Origin of the sequence: Candidatus Pristimantibacillus lignocellulolyticus (assembly GCA_023639215.1) — a bacterium.
In the GTDB taxonomy this organism is placed as follows: domain Bacteria; phylum Bacillota; class Bacilli; order Paenibacillales; family Paenibacillaceae; genus Pristimantibacillus; species Pristimantibacillus lignocellulolyticus.
Genome location: CP097899.1, coordinates 4240506 through 4258499, shown reverse-complemented (window position 1 = coordinate 4258499; position 17994 = coordinate 4240506). Strand labels below are relative to the sequence as shown.

Genomic DNA, 17994 nt, shown 5'->3' with positions numbered 1-17994 from the left:
AATACTCCTAGTAACCCTCATCTTTTAACTCCGTCGATTACTTTACTGACGAACATCATGATATAAACCAGTGGATGCCCTAATTCCTATAAGAATACACTTAACCCAACCTTATTAGTAACCAACCATTACGACATCAAATTTAGTTCGAACAATGAGTGCATGGAAGAATCAGTAGAGCAGCTTTTTGTAAAACAGATTTTTTATTTTTCATAATGAAGTTATGTGTTAATGTTGCAATTTCATGAATGGATGTGATCTTACATGGCTAATTTTTATCGGGAATTCAATCAAGAACAAATTGAATTCATTAAGGAACAGAAAGTCTTTTTTGTAGCAACGGCACCGCTCGTTAATGGGAAAGTAAACTTATCACCAAAAGGATATGACACTTTAACAATATTAAATCCCCAATTAATTATGTATGCAGATTATTATGGTAGCGGCAATGAAACTGCTACCCATATTAATGAGAATCAAAGAATTACGTTGATGTGGAATAGTTTTGACGAGACTCCGGTGATTTTACGTGCTTATGGAATAGGAAGAGTTGTTAGTAAAGATTCAGATGAGTTTGTTAGTATAATGCAGCGGTATTATCAAAACATTGAATCTAGAATTATAAGGCAAATTTTTATTATAGATATTTATGAAATACAATCAAGCTGTGGATGGGGAGTACCTATAATGAAATTTGAAAAGCATCGGGAAAAACTTAAAGTAATGTCATTAAAACATTTGAAATAGGGTAGGTTTACATATTTAAGATGATTGAAATTGGCAGAGATCGAAGTTATAAACCTACGGGTGGAGGAAAAGGGACTATTGTCATTGATATTGTACCTGAGGAAAATATTACTCCAACTGGAAAGATTAATTTGGGCGTTGAAGTCGGGTCTGCTGAAAAAGGAACTGTTAAGATTATGGGTACCGATTTTATTGAAATCCCTATCATATTATCCAATTAGTAGCTAAGCTGTAAGGCAGATGAATAAGATTGAAAAAGGAGCCTTAAGAATATGAAAGTTGCTTATCTTGGACCAAATGGTACATTTTCCGAAGAAGCTGCTAAACAATATTTTATAGAAGACGAAGTGGAATTCTTTTTACTTAATACCATTCCAGATGTAATCGAGGCAGTTGGTGATAGTACAGTAGATAAAGCGATTGTTCCTTTAGAAAACACAATTGAAGGTACAATTAACATGACTATTGATTCAATAATCAATTATACTAATGTATTTATTGAGGGGGAATTGATATTACCAGTTTCATTACATCTACTCACGAATAAGGATATTAATAGAAATGATATTAAAGAGGTATGGTCGATTTCACCGATTCTAACTCAATGTAGAGCATACTTGAGAAATTTAAATGTTAAGAGCTTACAGTATGATAGTTCTGCAGCAGCAGCATTTTCGTTAAAAAATAGTGATAGGGATGACGTTGCTGTAATTGGCTCAAAGTCACTTGCAAAACTATTAAACCTCACAATAATAGATCACAATATTCAAGATAATCTTGATAATGAAACTCGTTTCGTAATTATTAGTAATGAATGCCCAATTAATCCGTTTGCTGCGAAAACACTGTTTGTTGTTACGCCTGATCAAGATCAACCAGGGGTATTATCTGCAATCTTGAATATATTCTCAGCACTCAGTATAAATCTGTCTTGGATAGAATCAAGGCCTACGACAAAGAAAATTGGAGTATATAGATTCTTTTTAGAATCGAATAATAATTGCAGTGAACTACTCATAAATAAAGCAATTACAATATTGGATACATTAGGCCATGATGTTAGAATTATTGGACGATATGATACAAATTTAAGTAAATAAAAAAATTTAAGTACTACAAGGGGGAAATAGATATGATACTAGAAGTAGCTATATTACATATTAAACCTGAACTCAATCATAGTTTTGAATCAACTTTTAAGGAAGCCTCGAAAATTATTGCGAACATGGAAGGTTATATCGAACATCAATTACAGAAATGTCTTGAACAAGAGAACAAGTATATTTTATTAGTTCGATGGGAGACGCTTGAGCACCATGAGATAGGATTCAGAGGTTCAGAACAATATCAACAATGGAAAGCCTTATTGCACCATTACTATAGTCCGTTCCCAGTGGTAGAGCACTATAGAGAGATAGTGCTGAATGAATAGAATTCTCGAAGAATAGGCAACAACCTTATAAGGAGATACTAAATGGATACTTTATTGAAAGAACAAATGAATTTCTTAATAGAAATAGATAAACTCAAAACAATTGAGAGAAAGACTAAAATCATGCATGGTTCAAGATTAGAGAACGACGCGGAACATTCTTGGCATCTTGCGATGATGGCGTTAATTCTACAGAACAATGCAAATAATAAAATTGATTTGCTTAGAGTTATAAAAATGCTGTTAATACATGATTTGGTAGAGATAGATGAAGGTGATACCTTTGCGTATGATAGTTCAGGTTATGTAGATAAGTTTGACCGAGAAGTTCAAGCGGCAAAGAGATTATTTGGAATATTACCAGCTGAACAAGAGCAAGAACTAATGGATTTATGGATTGAATTTGAGAAAAAGGAGACAGACGAAGCAAAATTCGCTTCATCACTGGATCGCTTACAACCGCTCATCCATAATCACAATAATCAAGGTGACACTTGGCTGAAATACAATATTACTAGCGAACAGGTTTTCAATCGCAACAAAGAGATTGCAAATGGCTCAAATGAGTTGTGGGAATATGCACAATCGATAATTAATAATTCTGTGGAACAAGGGATACTGTCAAAGTAATTGTTCAAAGAAAATAGAGTAGTATTCGGAGGTTTTTAATATCGAAAAGAAATTAGTAAAGGGAGCAATATACGGATTTTTAATTGGGCTAGCTCTAGCTATTATTTTTATTCCAGATACTATAACACGTATAGAATCTAATGTGACTACAATTTACTCAATCTCGATACGGGAGTACTTACTAAAATTACTTAGATTTGCTGTGAAAACAAGTTTAGCAAGCACTGTTGTTCTATGGATTCGAGAGTTTTATCTTGGTCCGCGTAAAAAGGGTGAGCCTGCGTTTTTAAATGGTTTTGTAAAAAGTTTTTCTATAGTTCTTGCACTAATTATTTTAGGTTTCTTGGCTTTTTCGCTGATTACTTCTTATATTTCTCCTTAATAACTGGGAATGAGGTGAGAGATTGAACGTTATTACAAATAAACGTTTATTAATAATAGTAACCATTCTTTTCATCTGGTTTATTATTCACACTACTTTCGTAGTAATAGATGGATTGAATGATGAATTGAAACATGTTGACGCAGCAGTAGTATTAGGAAATAAAGTAGAAGTTAATGGACAGCCTTCTATACGGTTAAAAGCAAGATTAGATAGGTCCATAGAACTTTATAAAGATGGTTACTATTCTTTTATCATTGTAAGTGGTGGTACTGGTAAGGAAGGTTTCGATGAGGCAAGAGTTATGAAATCTTACTTAGTGGATAAAGGGATACCAGAAGACAACATTATAGAAGATAATAATGGGTACAACTCTTATATGACCGCCCAGAATACAAGCAAGATTATGGATGAACTAAAATTTGAATCTGTGATGGTTATCTCTCAATATTTCCATGTATCTAGGACCAAATTAGCATTTAGTAAAATGGATATTAAAGAAGTATATTCAGCCCATGCCAAAATCTTTGAGATTAGAGATATCTACTCAATAATAAGAGAATTTTCAGCATATTATAACTATCTTTTGAAATGATTCAGAGTCCGGTTAGAGAACAGGATGAGTATAGTTAATTCATAATAGAGGAGTAATAATAATGAGAATAATTGCTGCAACTGATTCGCACTACGAATATATTAGAGAACATGATAAACATATTTTAGAAAGCTTAATCTTACCCAAAATTAAGGGAAATGAAATTTATATTCTGGAGAATGAAGAAGCTAATAACGTTGGGTGGATGCGGCATTCATATTTCTGGGATAATACACCTTTTATGAATATGATTTGGATTGATGAAACCTATCGAAGTAAAGGGTTTGGTAAGAAAGCAGTTCTTTTTTGGGAAGATGAAATGAAGAAGCTCGGTTTTAACTTGGTTATGACCTCTAGCTTAGCTAATGAAGGGGCTCAGCATTTTTATAGAAAATTAGGTTATCGGGATTCAGGTAGCTTATTACTCGAAGATGAGCCTTTGGAAATTATATTTACTAAGAACATATAAAGTTATCTCATATTAGGACGGTGAACTATGACTAACAAATATGTTGAAAGATCATTATACTCAATAATTTTCTTGATAATTATTACACTCGTGCAATTAACATTAGCTCTCACCGGTTCAAAGTTTCTCTTTCTAATCATAATAGAAAGCATAGTTCTTGGTGTTTTTATAATATTATTTGTTGTTTCATTAACTGATTATGTTAAAAAGGATGATGAGATAATAATTATCGAATCAAGGAGAGCCGAAATTTTCACAGGTATTATTAAGAATGAGAAGAATCAATAAAAGTGAAATTTCTTTATTGAGTACTGTAATGCAACATTGTTAGAGCAACCATCGTTGTAAGAAGTAGATAAACCATAAACATCCAGTAATATAGAGTACTCAACATAGACGCCCACCTAAGATAAGATCTATCTAAGGTGGGCGTCTGTCTTCCCTCGGAACATAATAGACATGAATAAGAGGTAATAGAAATGATCAAAGCAGTAATTTTTGACTTAGATGGAACATTGCTAGATCGAGAAAGTTCCTTAAAAGAGTTTCTATTCGCGCAATACAACGCGCTAATAGCATTACAGAAAATAGAGTATTCAATTTTCAGACAACGATTTATTGAATTGCATCAGCGTGGCTATGTTTGGAAAGATGTTGTGTACCGACAACTGATTGATGAATATCAACTGAATATTACAAGTAAAGAATTATTAGAAGATTATCTCGAACGCTTTCAACATCATTGTATTGGCTTTAGTGGGATGGAAGAAATGTTGAACGAATTAAAAATTAAGAACTTAAAATTAGGTATCATCACGAATGGATACTCTCAATTTCAAAGATCAAATATTAGAGGACTTGGTATAACCGATTATTTTGACGTGATTGTAGTATCAGAGGAAGAAAAGATAAAGAAACCAGCAACTGAAATATTTGAAAGAATGTTACAACGATTGCAAGTATGTGCAAGCGAAGCGATCTATGTGGGAGACCACCCACAAAACGATGTTAAAGGGTCCATTACGGCGGGAATGACAGGCATATGGAAAGAAGATTACTACTACGAACGTCCAGAAGTAACCTGTCAAACGATTAAAGAGTTAATGGAAGTAATAGAAATCATAAAGGAGGTGAATGGAGATAACTAATCAATATAATAATATAGGATACCTATACGATTTGGATCAACGAGATATAGTAAAGGACGATCTCTCATTTTACATAGACTACGCCCATCAATACGGTCAAGAAATATTAGAAGTAGCGTGTGGTACCGGAAGGATAAGTATCCCACTAGCTCGGGAAGGCTTTAATGTTACCGGTATTGATCTTTCTGATCATATGATCAAAGTACTAGAACATAAATTATTGAATGAAAGTATGGATACAAGAAGCAGAGTCAACCCCTTCGTAGCAGATATGACCGAATTCATTTCTAATAAGAAATTCTCTTTAATAATCATTCCTTTTAGATCATTCCAGTTACTTACTGAAGAAAGTCAGATAACACGATTTTTAAAGAACGTTCGAACTCAATTAACTGAAGATGGAGTGTTCATACTAACCGCATATCGTCCTTACGGATTGCTAGATGAAACATGGGTACAAGATGAGCATGAAGATTGGGTAATTTATGATCAGAATACTAATAAAAAGGTAACAAGAACTCAAATACGTAAAAGTATAGATACAGATAAACAGATTACTTACCCCGAGCACATATATTACATTGAAGAGCCAGATGGCACAACACAAAAGCATACTCAGAAATTAGCAATGAAGTATTACTATGAAGAACAGCTTAGAAACTTACTAGTTACAAGTGGATTCAACATTAGAGAAGAATTCGGATATTATGATCTCCGTCCAATAGAAGAAGGGCCAGAACTTATATTTGTTTGTAATCTGAGAATTAGTTAAGTGCAACTTTTTAAATGAAAGATGTGAACCGAGATGATACGTCCTAACTTACATCCCAGAATTAATGAAATAATAGACTTATATTTAGATGAAGTTCAACGGATTAATTCTAAATTAATTAAAGGTTTTTATATTTATGGGTCTATTTCAATGGGTGATTATTCGTTAGAACGGAGTGATATTGATTTTATAGCGATATCTGATGAAAGATTAAGTAAGACTGAAATTGATCAACTCAACCAAATTCATCAAAAAGTTGAGGGAAAATATAAGAAGCCAAATTTAAGCGGAATCTATATTACTTGGGATGATGTAGGGAAGCTTTCAGAAGAAGTAGATCCCTTTCCATACTATTCGGATGGTCGAATGCAGGAACAGGGCTATTTTGAAATGAATCTTGTCACATGGTATGAATTGAAACATTTTGGGATTAATATTATTGGACCTGCTGCGAAGGAATTAAACTTTTCTTTAGATTGGGATCTATTAATTGCAAAGATGCACGATAACTTAAATGGTTACTGGAAGAACTGGATACAGAAATCATCTAGTTGGCGCTCTCTATATTCATATTTACTTTACCTTAGAGTTTCTGAGATTGAATGGGGAGTACTTGGCATAACTCGGTTGTACTATACTTTTCGTGAACATAAGATAACTACTAAAGTAGCAGCAGGTAATTATGCATTAAACATTGTACCAAATCAATTTCACAACATTATCATTGAATCAATTAATGCAAGACAAAACGTATCAAAATCACTTTACCGATCTAAGATAAAAAGAAGAAATGATACAATTAATTATATGAATTATATTATGAATGAAATTAATAATGATATATAAAGAATTCCATCTATTTTAAAATAGGAGGGAGAATTAAATGAAGTATTTATTGGCATTTGCTCTATTTATCGTTCTTAATACCGTTATCTATAATGAATTTGAAATTTCAGGATTTCTAATCTATAACTTTGCGGTTATTTCATTGTCATTAGTCATGATTTATGACAAGATTGGTAAAAAATCAAGTGATATCCTTAGTAGTAAAAGTTATATTACCGAGCAAAATAAGTTAAAACAGCAACTATCAGATATTGATAAAGAACATTCACGTTAGATATCCAGGTACACAACAAAATTTTGTTGAATTTAATTACGTAAACTTAGATTTTCGAGTAATTGTTGCTTATTATGCTGGCATACCTGTAGGGTGTGGTTGTTTTAAGGAAACGAAAATTGACAATGTAGTCGAAATGAAAAGAATTTATGTGAAAGAAGACTATAGAGGAATAGGAGTTGCAAAAACAGTATTAAGTGCGCTAGAACAATGGGCAATTGAGGAAGATTACATTAGCTCAATTCTTGAAACTGGAATTACTCAACCTGACTATCTATGAATTACACTTTTGAGACAACTAATTTCCAATTTATGATAGAATTAAATTAATTTATCTAATGGAGGTAGTTTATGAGTAGAATTATTATGATCAGCGACATTCATGGCTGTATAGATCAATTTGATCAATTAATTAATTCGTTGGAGTTAACAACAACTTCGGATAAGTTAGTTTTACTTGGTGATTATGTAGACAGAGGGCCTAACAGTAAAGAAGTAGTTGATAAAGTGATGTTTCTTGTCAAAGAATATGGTGCTGTCGCATTACGAGGTAATCATGATCAACGATTAGTGGATTTAATTAGAAATAAAGATGACATTATTGAATCTAAATTTATCCAGCATGGTGGAATTGATACAATAAATAGTTATTGTGATCATAACAATATGAACTCGAAACTCGACTTAAATTCTGCAATCTCAATCATTAGAGAGAATTATAGTCATCATATTGACTTCCTAAGTAACTTACCACTTTTTTATGAAGACGATCATCATATATATGTTCATGCAGGTATAAATCCTAAATATGTCAACTGGAAAGAACAAACCGATCATGATTTCATGTACATTAAAGATGAGTTTTACCTGCATCCAACAGCCATTGATAAGAAGGTAGTATTTGGACATACAAAAGTATTTGATATTCATGGTTCAGCAGATGTGTGGTTTGGAGAAGATAAGATCGGAATTGATGGCGGATGTGCATATGGTCTACAGCTAAACGGATTAATCTTAGAAAAGGGTCAATACAACACGATAGCGATTTCCAATCATTCTAAGTAGGGTGTGATTCTTAATGAAAAGATACAAATCTAGTGAAGGTCAACAACTTATCTTTGATTCTTATGATAGATTGTTAGTAGATTGGGATGTAGTTTACGAAGAAATGGATATTCAGACTTCGTATGGCAGCACACATATTGTAACAGCAGGTTCTCGTGATAAACCTCCAGTAGTACTACTACATGGTACAGGCGACAACATAGCGATGATGTGGATCTATAATATACAACAGTTATCTGATCATTTCTATGTTATTGCAATAGATGCCATTGGCGGTTCTGGTAAGAGCGAACCGAATGAAACGTATTATAAGCAATTTAATCAAACGACTTGGTTAGATGAAGTACTAGAATCATTATTAATAGAAACAACACATATTGCAGGGGTGTCATATGGGGCTTACTTAGCCTATTATTATGCAATTATTAGGCCGTCTAAAGTTACCAAAATTGTTTGTATGGCTGGAAGTATTGCAGGTAGCCAATTTGAAGTAATGAGCAAGATGATGAGAGCCTTCTTACCGGAGGCACTATTTCCAACCGAAAAAAGTTGTAAGAAGCTACTTAGAAAGTTAAGTGGAACTAATCATTCCGTTTTCGAAAATAATAGTGAGCTAATGAATCACTGGTATTATCTCCTTAAATATTTCAATAATAAATCCATGATGCAGCATAAAGTAACTATATTTGATCATGATCAAATCAAATTACTCAGAAATAAATCCTTATTTCTAATTGGTGACAAAGACATATTGAGTTACTATCCGAAGTCAATAAAAAGGCTTCAGGCACATCAATTATCGTATAAGATTATAGAAAATACAGGGCATGCGATTAATCACGAGCAAGCCCAGTTAGTAAACACAGAAATCATTAACTATCTTACCTTTTCTTAGCTTTAAAGTATTTATGGTTTCACAATGTTGACTAGAAATCTACATTAAATCAGAAATTGGGGATGTATTTATGAACTGGGAGAGTGCACTAGAAACATTTTGCGAATTATATCATCATTCCAGTGTAAATTGTGACTGGATCATTGTAGGTTCTGTTAGTTCTGTCTTGCAAGGCGCAAAAATGATTCCAAATGATATAGATATTTATGTTAGAAATAAGGAGGACGTAAGTAAATTAGCTTTCTTATTATCACCGTATAGTATAATTACCAAAAGTGAACTCTCATATTACGACTCCGAATGGTTATCATCAATAGAAGAGCCATACTACACTCAGACATTTCCTTCGGGATTCTCTTGGACTAAAGGAAAATGGATGATCAATGGATTTAACGTGGAAGTTGTTCATATCTCCGATTCTGCTGGAATTGCTGATTCTGATAAAGGAGAGGGAATCTGGGAAGGCGGGAAATATATTTGGTCCCTTGCCAAGCAAGTCGAATTTGGAGATTATAGCATACCTATTATCCCATTGGAAATCCAACTTGAGTCTAACTTAAGGAGAGATAGACCAGATCGTGTTGAAAGTATTATTAATGCAATGAAAACTAACGGTTACAGCAAAGAACTGTTAACGAAAGCATTATCTATAAATAATTATGTTGGAGTCAAAGAACTACTCATGTAAGCAAAATATTAACTACAATTCGTATGGAGTAGGAGTTTATTATGCCGTTTACTATTTCACATGCAATGTTTGCTGTACCGTTGAAGTACATAAAGCCCAAATATTTTAGTACAACAGGGTTGATATTAGGGAGTATGTCTCCTGACTTAGAATATTTCGTTATGCTTGAGCCTTCCAGAAGTATCGGTCATTCATTGTCAGGATTATTCCTTCAAGCTATTCCTTTATCTTTAATTATAGCTTATCTCGTTCACTATGTAATAAAAGTGCCATTACCTCTTCATATCACTTCTCGTTATAATCTTAATACTCGGTTTTACCATTTTCTTCAGCTAGAGAATTTAAGATCATCGAGATCATGGATTGTACTCATAATGTCTATCGTAATAGGTTTTGTAACTCATATATTTATAGATGAGTTTACTCATGCACATGGTCATTTTGTTAATATAATGCCTGTATTAAATGAACAACTAATTATGAATATGCCGACTTATAAATTACTTCAATATGGATCATCTATGTTAGGAATGATATTACTAATAAGTCTGTTAGCTTATTATTTGTACCGCAGTAATCCATTAAGTTCGAATACGATAAAGGTATCGCAAAAACAAAAATATATGTACTGGTTTATTGTAATTGTAACTGCAATATTAATTACGTTATTGAAATTACTTTTGTCATCCAGTCATAATATTCTAGGAATCATGTTCGTCGCTCCATTTAGTGGAACTTTTATTGGTATTGTAGCTGCTTCGATCGTTTGGAGAATGAAAATGACTATTTCAAAGTAAGTTTAATAACTAGGGGTAATTTTGTTTATTAGTCAATATTCATGCAGCGGCGGTTTTCTTGCTTTTCTGTTACATATTTTTTGCTGTAGTTATTGGATGAATTGAGAGGAATAGATTATTAAAATAAATTCTTGAACGATCATAAAGGAGACGATAATGAACATTAAATTGAAAATCATTACCTTAATTATTGTTGTGCTGCTCGTGGTATCGGTGAGTTATAACATTAACCAATATAATAAAAGTAAAAGAACAGATCATGCGCTATACGAAGTAGCTATAAATAATAGATTATCTAAATATTATAAGCTATCGTCACTTAATGAATCTTTGAAAGAAGCAATATCGGATCGTAGAATGTATGTTGGTCCAATTGGAACCAATCGAAATTATTTGCAAACTGGATTCAATAATATGGAAACCATTCAAAGTGAATTTTTAATGTTATACAATACACTACATCCAAAAGATCATATGGATCTTAGTGCAATGAGTAATACCAACTTTACTTTATTTGATTCATTTCAAAATATATCCATATATTTCGATCATTTGTTTAATAATCACAACGAACACATTCTTAATGATGGTGAAAGGCACTATTTCACATTAGATGAGAAGGAAGTAGATGAAATTCAAATCATATCCAACATCCTTGATGAACTAGTTGTAATATCTCATGAACTCGGAACAGAAAAATATGATGCTGTAAAAGATAGATGGGAATTATTAATGGTTCAAAATGAAGAATTTATTGCTTCGCAAGAAACACAACTTCAACTCCGTAAAATAGTTGATACTATTATTCTTAATAATCAATAAAAACCTTCATTATTTTAAAGGATGCTTATAAAACTTTATGAAAAGGTGTGATAGATATACAACCATGGGAATTAGCAGTAGAGCAATTTTTATCCACTTGGAAAGAGAACGAAGATGTTGTTGGGGCTTTAGTATGTGGAAGTTATATCACTGGAGAGCCATCTAATCGATCAGATATTGATATTCATATCATACTTTCTGAAGAGACACAGTGGAGAGAAAGAGGAAATTGTATAATGGACGGATGGTTAATTGAGTATTTTGCAAATCCTCCTCAGCAAATAAGGTATTACTTTGAAGAAGATTTTAATGAACATCGGACGATGGCAATGGTTCAATTTATTACTGGCAAAGTGCTTTTTGATCGTACTGGCAATATTGAGCAATTGAAGCTGGAAGCATTAGATTGGAAAGCCAAAAGTTACGAAACCTTATCACCATCACTGATTGAAATGAAAAAATATTCATTATGGGACGCTTACGATAATTTATTGGATTGTTTAGAACAAAAAAGATCTGATTTCTCATTTGTTTATTATAATTCTTTATGTAATTTATTCGATATGTATTGTTCTGTACTTCAATTAGAACAAATTCCACATTACCAAATTAGTCGATACTTAACGGAAGATTCTTATTTGAGAAAGTATTTGAAACATCCTTTTCCAGACCAACAATTTAGCATTATGTTTATTGAAGCATTAAATGCAGACAATGCTGACAAGATGATTCATTGTTATAATAATATGGTGGATTATGTGTTGAAAGAGACAGGTGGATTCAATATCGACGGGTGGAAACTACGAAGTAATTTGCAATTAGGTTAGACTCTCAAGTCATTACCGATCAGCACGAGATAAATGAAGGAGTTACATACTATGAAAACCACACAAATAGGTAAACTCATTGAAATAAATAGGTATCCTGTGAAGTCTTTTTCTGGGGAGATATTAGAAACTGTACAATTAGCACCGTATGGTATATTGGGCGATCGAGGGTATGCTTTTGTAAACAATGAGAAGACAGGTTGGGCTCGTTATATCACTGCTAGAAAAATACCAGAAATGATCGGCTATCATGCACAATTAGTCTCATCTCCAGGCGAAGATGAATTGACTGTGTCAATTAAATCACCAAGTGGAGTGTGCTATAACTGGGATGAGCAGCTACTCCAAGAAATCCAGCAGTATTCCAAAACAACGATAGCGATGGAACAGTTTGATCTTAATGCTAATACCCTACTTGGCGTTGATGATGCGAGTATACTTATTATTACAGATCGTTCCATAGAGAGGCTTCAAGAGCTTTATGGCCAGCAAATTGATCACCGCAGATTCAGAGCGAACTTCTATATCACGCTAGCAGAAGGTATTGAGGAAAATGAGCTCATTGGCCGTGAACTAATTATCGGTAATAGTGAACTTACCATTAAGTATCCTTGTGAACGCTGTGCTATGATTACGATTGACCCTGATACGTTAGAAAAGGATGTAAACATATTAAAACTCATTAATAAAAATATGAATCTACAATTTGGTTTATATGCTGATATAACAAGAGTAGGAACTGTTACAGCAAATGACTCCGTTTATTTAGTTGAAGGCTAGCTTACGCTAGCCTTTATCAATATTTTTAAAAATCATTAATTACCTATTATTGTATAATATAAGAATTCTCAATTTTTTGGTAGCGTCCTAGCTGCAAATAGAGCTGGGATAATCTTCCACTAAGAAAAAATCATTATTGAGGGATTTTCTAATGAAAAAGAAAAAGAATATACGAGATTTAATCTATGTAAACGGTAGCGAGTATGCTAATAATTGCTTTTACTCATACGGGATAGAATTTTATGAGTTTATGTCGTCTGTTGAACATAGACCAGAAAATCTCATCCTGTTGAAACATAAGTTCGATAATACTCAGTTAAACCTAGCCTCTAGATTCGAATATACAACAACTCAAGAAATTGATGAGTTAATTGAAGATGATGTATACGGATATGGGGATTTTTGTTGGGTAGATTTCAATAAAGAAGAAGATCTTGATAATTTGAGTTCACTTCAAATTGCTGAGCTACTCTACTTTGGTCATCTTGCTAAACCTTTACACGTTATACCCAAACATAGATTTGCATACTATGCACATGATGATGGTTGGTTCAATAAAATTTATGTAAGTGAGCTACTAGATTATGAATTGATATTGTCAAATGTTATGACGTTCAAGTTAAAAAAATTTACAAGAAAACAGATTACTCCTATACCTAGTGATATTTCAAAAACACTTCTAGAAATTTCAAAAGAAGGTTTATTTATTGATTTTTCAAAGATGGAAATAAACAAACTTGAAATTAGAATACCATTTACTGTGATAGGACATTACATGGATATGGATAAAGTTTACGATCTAAAAGATGAAATTACTGACTACAATACTTGGTTAGTTCAGCAGAATAAAGAATGGATGATAATCAATGAATAAAAGAATATTGATTGAATCGATACTCTTTTCAGTATTGTTAATGTCGTTAATTATTGGTTGGCAAGTTGTACAAGGTTATTTGAACACGCAACATCTTTCAAGTGAATTTTCAAGCGATTTATCTAGTGAGTTATCAAATGAAATAACTATAGACGCTGACTTTCTCAATCAATCAAATGGCACATTACACATAGCATATTGGTCTAGTCCGTACGTATTATTAGGTGTTGACCAACCATTTGGGCTAGATGATTTATTTGAAATAATTGGATTATTTATACTCTTTGCCACATCTTATTACTTCATACGGAAGTATGTTAGTAAACATAAGATAACTAGAAACAAATAACTATCTTAGTTGGAATCATTGACACAACTCTTATTGCACAAATAAGTACATTTGTTGAATAATACATCAAACTTTATATCGAGAAAATTCGACGACAACTTAGAGATGCAGACCGCTTCTAAAAGTTGTCCTCGTTTTCTACTGATGATTAATGAATCAACCCTCAAAGAATGATGAAATTCTAGAAATTACTCAACAATACCGCATTGCCATATTAAGGAATTTAAAGTTACAATTGTCTGAAAATTCCGATATGGGATTCACTTCAAATTATTAATTAAAATATAGGTGAGGTGCCAAATGAACGGTCAGATTATTAAAGCGGCTAGAAAATTATGTGAATCAATCATTATTCAAGCTGGTGATATAGCAAAAAGTAAATTCGATAACTATAAAGGCTTAGAGGTGAAAGATGAGTTCGGAGATGTAGTAACAGAAGTGGATCATTTGACTGAACAATTAATTGTCAGTGCAATTGTAACAGCATTTCCAAACCATCAAATTCACAGTGAAGAGATTGGCGATCTAGGAGTACCAAGTGATTGGCTTTGGTTAATTGATCCGCTAGACGGAACAAACAACTTTGCAATAAGTCTTCCTGTATATTCTACGTCAATCACACTACTTTATCGATCTGAGCCCGTTCTTGGAGTCATCTATGAACCGATGACAAATCGATTATTTATAGCTGAGAAGGACAGTGGGGCAACATGTAATGGGTTACCAATGTTGGTTAATAGAAACGCTAATATATTCAGAGGGAATATTGGTTGGATTCAAGGTCATAAAGTACAAAACGACGCGGTTGCGGTTCGGTTGAGACATCATATTGATGTGAAATTCAAGAGGATGATGCGACTTTGGGCTCCAACACTGCAATGGTGTATGTTAGCTAAGGGAGATATTGATGGGATTATTTTATATAATTCCGAGGGTGACGACCTATATTCTGGGATTCTAATGGTTAAAGAACCTGGCGGAATCGTTATCGACTTTGACGGTAATGAATTTATAGGAATGAATGAAGAACCTTATTTAATAGCATGTCATCCAGACCACAAAGAGGAGCTATTAAGAGTAGTTAACGAAAGTTTACACTAAATATTACATTATATTTAACTAAACTAGAATGAGGGATGTTTTATGAAGAACACATATTCTTTTGATACATTTGAAGACAAATTAAAACTAATCGAAATAGAAAGACTAACTAAAAATGTTGATAATCACTCGAAAACGATTACGAGTATTTTTCTTAATCACGGATTAATTCATTCAAGTAAAGTTCTTGATGTTGGTTGCGGAACTGGTGCGATGCTAAATTTATTTGCTCCTATGTTACCACAGGTCGAATTTATAGGAATAGATAGTAGCAAAGATATATTAACAAACTTAGAATGTAAGCATCAGAATAACGTTACAGTATTACAAGCTGAAGCTACTGCACTACCATATGAAGATAATACTTTCGATTTTGTATATACACGCTTAGTACTAATGCATAATCAACATCCGGAAAATATTATTCAAGAGATGAGACGAGTTTGTAAACCTAACGGAACCATTATCTGTGTCGATGTTGATGATGAAACGATGATCTTCTATCCCTTTGCTCATGAATTTTCGGAGTTAATTCGAGCTAATGTACAGTACTCAAAAACGAACGGTACAGATCGTTTAATTGGAAGGAAGTTATTTTCTCTATATAAATCAGTTGGTATTGACGATGTGAAAGTTATTACCGATACAAGTGATTTTACTGGGTTTTATGATGAGATTCCATTCCCTTTACGATTAGCAATGGGTAGAAATCAAGCAAAACATCTTGTTCAAGAGCAATTAATAACGGAGGATCAACGTATTGACCTTGTCCGGAAAGTAGAAATTTTCTGCCAAGATGCTAATAGATTTTATTCGGGCTCATTTTTTTATTGTATTGGTACAAAATAAACTACTACAAGCAGATGACTAATCTGAAGCTTTTTCGTAAGCTTATGACAATATAATTAGTCTCTAATTTCTTTAATTACGGGAGTTCATAAGGAAAACGGTTGGTTGATTTGTTCAGGTATTGATGTATGAAATAAAATGATAGAGACGTGAGGGATCATCAAATATGAGAACACACATTACTGTATATCACTATGATGCTTTTTCTACTATTCCGAATAAAGGAAATCCAGCAGGAGTTGTCCTGAGTGAGGAATTATTAACTGAACATCAGATGCAAAAAATAGCATATAACGTGGGATTTAATGAAACTGTATTTATATTGAAATCCGAAGTTGCAGAAGTAAAGTTGAAGTATTTCACTCCAGGACATGAAATAAATTTATGTGGGCACGCAACCATGGCATCACTTTATTGTCTAAAGACTCGAGGGTTGTTAGGTGATAAAAATCAAATTCGAATTGAGACTAATGTTGGTATACTTGAAATTAATTTTTCAATGCAGAATCGTATATTATTTATTGAGATGAATCAAAGTCCAGCTACTTTCCAACCATTTAATGGTGATGTTGATAAACTCGCTCAATCAATAGGATTATCTAACCATGATATAGATGGATCCATACCAATTGTATACGGCAGCACAGGTACATGGACGTTATTAATTCCTATATTGCGATTAGATGCCTTCAAAAGAATGAATCCATCGAGTAATGAGTTTCCTCAAATCTTATTAGATAACCCAAGAGCTTCAATACATCCATTTTGTTTAGAGACTGAACATAGTGACGCATTTATGCATGCAAGACATTTTTCATCACCCTTTTCTGGAACAATAGAGGATCCTGTGACAGGAACTGCTTCTGGAGTAATGGGAGCTTACTATCTAAAATACATGAATAGAGAAGTTGATCATTTTATGCTAATCGTTGAACAAGGACAAGAAATAGGAAGAGATGGCAGAGTCATCGTTACTGCAATGAGATCCGATGAAAGTATCAATGTATCTATAACTGGAACTGCTGTATTTGTCAAAGAAATGATTATTCAACTATAACAATTAATGACATTAACCATATTTTTATTTATCTATACTTGAGGTGAAACAGTGAACAATATAAGTATTAAGCAACTTTCAACGGCAGAAGAAGCAGAAATGATGGATACACATTTTTCTATACAATTTCCTTGGTATTGCAAGAGCGATTATTACCATAACTGTCTACAAGAGAATGGGAGCGGCAAGAGAATTACATTAATTGCTTATTTCCATAATCAACTAGCTGGCTGTTGTCATCTATTATATGAATCCAAGTACCCGTATTTCCTACATAACAATATTCCAGAAATAAATGACCTGAATGTATTTCCAGAGTTTAGAAGAAATAAGATTGCAAGCAGCTTAATGGATCAGTGTGAGAGAATTGCATCTCGAACTGGGAATATAATAGGTTTGGGAGTCGGTTTATATCGAGACTATGGTAATGCACAAAGAATGTATGGTAAGCGTGGTTATATTCTGGATGGTAATGGTCTTACTTACAACAATGAGTATGTGTCGCCAGGTCACACATTTATCGTCGATGATGAACTAATAGTCTATATGGTGAAGTCATTGAACATAGCAGACAAATAAGGGGATAGAATATTAT

At 33.0% G+C, this 17994-nt stretch carries 25 protein-coding genes; all 25 read left to right on the top strand.

The window, feature by feature from the left end:
• Positions 1–264 precede the first annotated feature (264 nt).
• The 25 genes from NAG76_18325 (at position 265) to NAG76_18205 (ending at position 17978) form a co-directional block, all read left to right on the top strand.
• Positions 265–747 carry a pyridoxamine 5'-phosphate oxidase family protein gene (locus NAG76_18325; GenBank protein URN93765.1) on the top strand — a complete coding sequence of 161 codons (483 nt, stop codon included), beginning with the start codon at positions 265–267 and terminating at the stop codon, positions 745–747.
• A 20-nt stretch (positions 748–767) separates the two neighbouring features.
• Positions 768–968 (top strand): DUF648 domain-containing protein, encoded by a 201-nt coding sequence (locus tag NAG76_18320; GenBank protein URN93764.1) that lies wholly within the window; start codon positions 768–770, stop codon positions 966–968.
• A 51-nt stretch (positions 969–1019) separates the two neighbouring features.
• Positions 1020–1847: a prephenate dehydratase gene (gene pheA / locus NAG76_18315; protein ID URN93763.1), complete on the top strand. Its 828-nt coding sequence runs from the start codon at positions 1020–1022 to the stop codon at positions 1845–1847.
• Between the two features lie 32 nt (positions 1848–1879).
• Positions 1880–2179: an antibiotic biosynthesis monooxygenase gene (locus NAG76_18310; GenBank protein URN93762.1), complete on the top strand. Its 300-nt coding sequence runs from the start codon at positions 1880–1882 to the stop codon at positions 2177–2179.
• 42 nt (positions 2180–2221) lie between these two features.
• Positions 2222–2809, top strand: coding sequence for an HD domain-containing protein (locus NAG76_18305; GenBank protein URN93761.1), 588 nt, complete (start codon positions 2222–2224; stop codon positions 2807–2809).
• A gap of 404 nt (positions 2810–3213) precedes the next feature.
• Positions 3214–3786: a YdcF family protein gene (locus tag NAG76_18300; GenBank protein URN93760.1), complete on the top strand. Its 573-nt coding sequence runs from the start codon at positions 3214–3216 to the stop codon at positions 3784–3786.
• Positions 3787–3847: 61 nt separating this feature from the next.
• Complete coding sequence (locus tag NAG76_18295) at positions 3848–4255, top strand: GNAT family N-acetyltransferase (GenBank protein ID URN93759.1); 408 nt, start codon at positions 3848–3850, stop codon at positions 4253–4255.
• A 479-nt stretch (positions 4256–4734) separates the two neighbouring features.
• Positions 4735–5403 carry an HAD family hydrolase gene (locus NAG76_18290; GenBank protein URN93758.1) on the top strand — a complete coding sequence of 223 codons (669 nt, stop codon included), beginning with the start codon at positions 4735–4737 and terminating at the stop codon, positions 5401–5403.
• The gene (locus tag NAG76_18285) at positions 5390–6175 is read left to right on the top strand and encodes a class I SAM-dependent methyltransferase (protein ID URN93757.1); all 786 of its coding nucleotides are present in this window, start codon (positions 5390–5392) and stop codon (positions 6173–6175) included. The genes NAG76_18290 and NAG76_18285 overlap by 14 nt, the downstream gene beginning before the upstream one ends.
• A gap of 33 nt (positions 6176–6208) precedes the next feature.
• The gene (locus tag NAG76_18280; protein URN93756.1) at positions 6209–7021 is read left to right on the top strand and encodes a DUF4111 domain-containing protein; all 813 of its coding nucleotides are present in this window, start codon (positions 6209–6211) and stop codon (positions 7019–7021) included.
• Positions 7022–7058: 37 nt separating this feature from the next.
• The gene (locus NAG76_18275) at positions 7059–7295 is read left to right on the top strand and encodes a hypothetical protein (GenBank protein ID URN93755.1); all 237 of its coding nucleotides are present in this window, start codon (positions 7059–7061) and stop codon (positions 7293–7295) included.
• Complete coding sequence (locus tag NAG76_18270; GenBank protein ID URN93754.1) at positions 7273–7575, top strand: GNAT family N-acetyltransferase; 303 nt, start codon at positions 7273–7275, stop codon at positions 7573–7575. Before NAG76_18275 ends, NAG76_18270 begins: the two co-directional genes overlap by 23 nt.
• 71 nt (positions 7576–7646) lie before the next feature.
• Positions 7647–8360 (top strand): serine/threonine protein phosphatase, encoded by a 714-nt coding sequence (locus tag NAG76_18265; protein ID URN93753.1) that lies wholly within the window; start codon positions 7647–7649, stop codon positions 8358–8360.
• Between the two features lie 13 nt (positions 8361–8373).
• On the top strand, positions 8374–9255 hold the full coding sequence (locus tag NAG76_18260; GenBank protein ID URN93752.1) for an alpha/beta hydrolase: 882 nt from the start codon (positions 8374–8376) through the stop codon (positions 9253–9255).
• A 70-nt stretch (positions 9256–9325) separates the two neighbouring features.
• Positions 9326–9943 (top strand): hypothetical protein, encoded by a 618-nt coding sequence (locus NAG76_18255; GenBank protein ID URN93751.1) that lies wholly within the window; start codon positions 9326–9328, stop codon positions 9941–9943.
• Positions 9944–9984: 41 nt separating this feature from the next.
• Positions 9985–10740 carry a DUF4184 family protein gene (locus tag NAG76_18250; GenBank protein URN93750.1) on the top strand — a complete coding sequence of 252 codons (756 nt, stop codon included), beginning with the start codon at positions 9985–9987 and terminating at the stop codon, positions 10738–10740.
• Between the two features lie 156 nt (positions 10741–10896).
• Complete coding sequence (locus NAG76_18245; protein ID URN93749.1) at positions 10897–11562, top strand: hypothetical protein; 666 nt, start codon at positions 10897–10899, stop codon at positions 11560–11562.
• A 47-nt stretch (positions 11563–11609) separates the two neighbouring features.
• A complete protein-coding gene (locus NAG76_18240) occupies positions 11610–12389 on the top strand; it encodes a nucleotidyltransferase domain-containing protein (protein URN93748.1) in 780 nt (259 codons plus the stop codon).
• Between the two features lie 51 nt (positions 12390–12440).
• Positions 12441–13169: an MOSC domain-containing protein gene (locus NAG76_18235; GenBank protein URN93747.1), complete on the top strand. Its 729-nt coding sequence runs from the start codon at positions 12441–12443 to the stop codon at positions 13167–13169.
• 151 nt (positions 13170–13320) lie between these two features.
• Positions 13321–14043 (top strand): hypothetical protein, encoded by a 723-nt coding sequence (locus NAG76_18230; GenBank protein URN93746.1) that lies wholly within the window; start codon positions 13321–13323, stop codon positions 14041–14043.
• Positions 14036–14392, top strand: coding sequence for a hypothetical protein (locus tag NAG76_18225; GenBank protein URN93745.1), 357 nt, complete (start codon positions 14036–14038; stop codon positions 14390–14392). The genes NAG76_18230 and NAG76_18225 overlap by 8 nt, the downstream gene beginning before the upstream one ends.
• A gap of 300 nt (positions 14393–14692) precedes the next feature.
• Complete coding sequence (locus NAG76_18220; protein URN93744.1) at positions 14693–15493, top strand: inositol monophosphatase; 801 nt, start codon at positions 14693–14695, stop codon at positions 15491–15493.
• 42 nt (positions 15494–15535) lie between these two features.
• Positions 15536–16342: a methyltransferase domain-containing protein gene (locus NAG76_18215; protein URN93743.1), complete on the top strand. Its 807-nt coding sequence runs from the start codon at positions 15536–15538 to the stop codon at positions 16340–16342.
• A gap of 166 nt (positions 16343–16508) precedes the next feature.
• Complete coding sequence (locus NAG76_18210) at positions 16509–17399, top strand: PhzF family phenazine biosynthesis isomerase (GenBank protein ID URN93742.1); 891 nt, start codon at positions 16509–16511, stop codon at positions 17397–17399.
• A 51-nt stretch (positions 17400–17450) separates the two neighbouring features.
• Positions 17451–17978, top strand: a complete 528-nt coding sequence (locus tag NAG76_18205) for a GNAT family N-acetyltransferase (protein ID URN93741.1) — start codon at positions 17451–17453, stop codon at positions 17976–17978.
• The last annotated feature ends 16 nt before the right edge of the window (positions 17979–17994 follow it).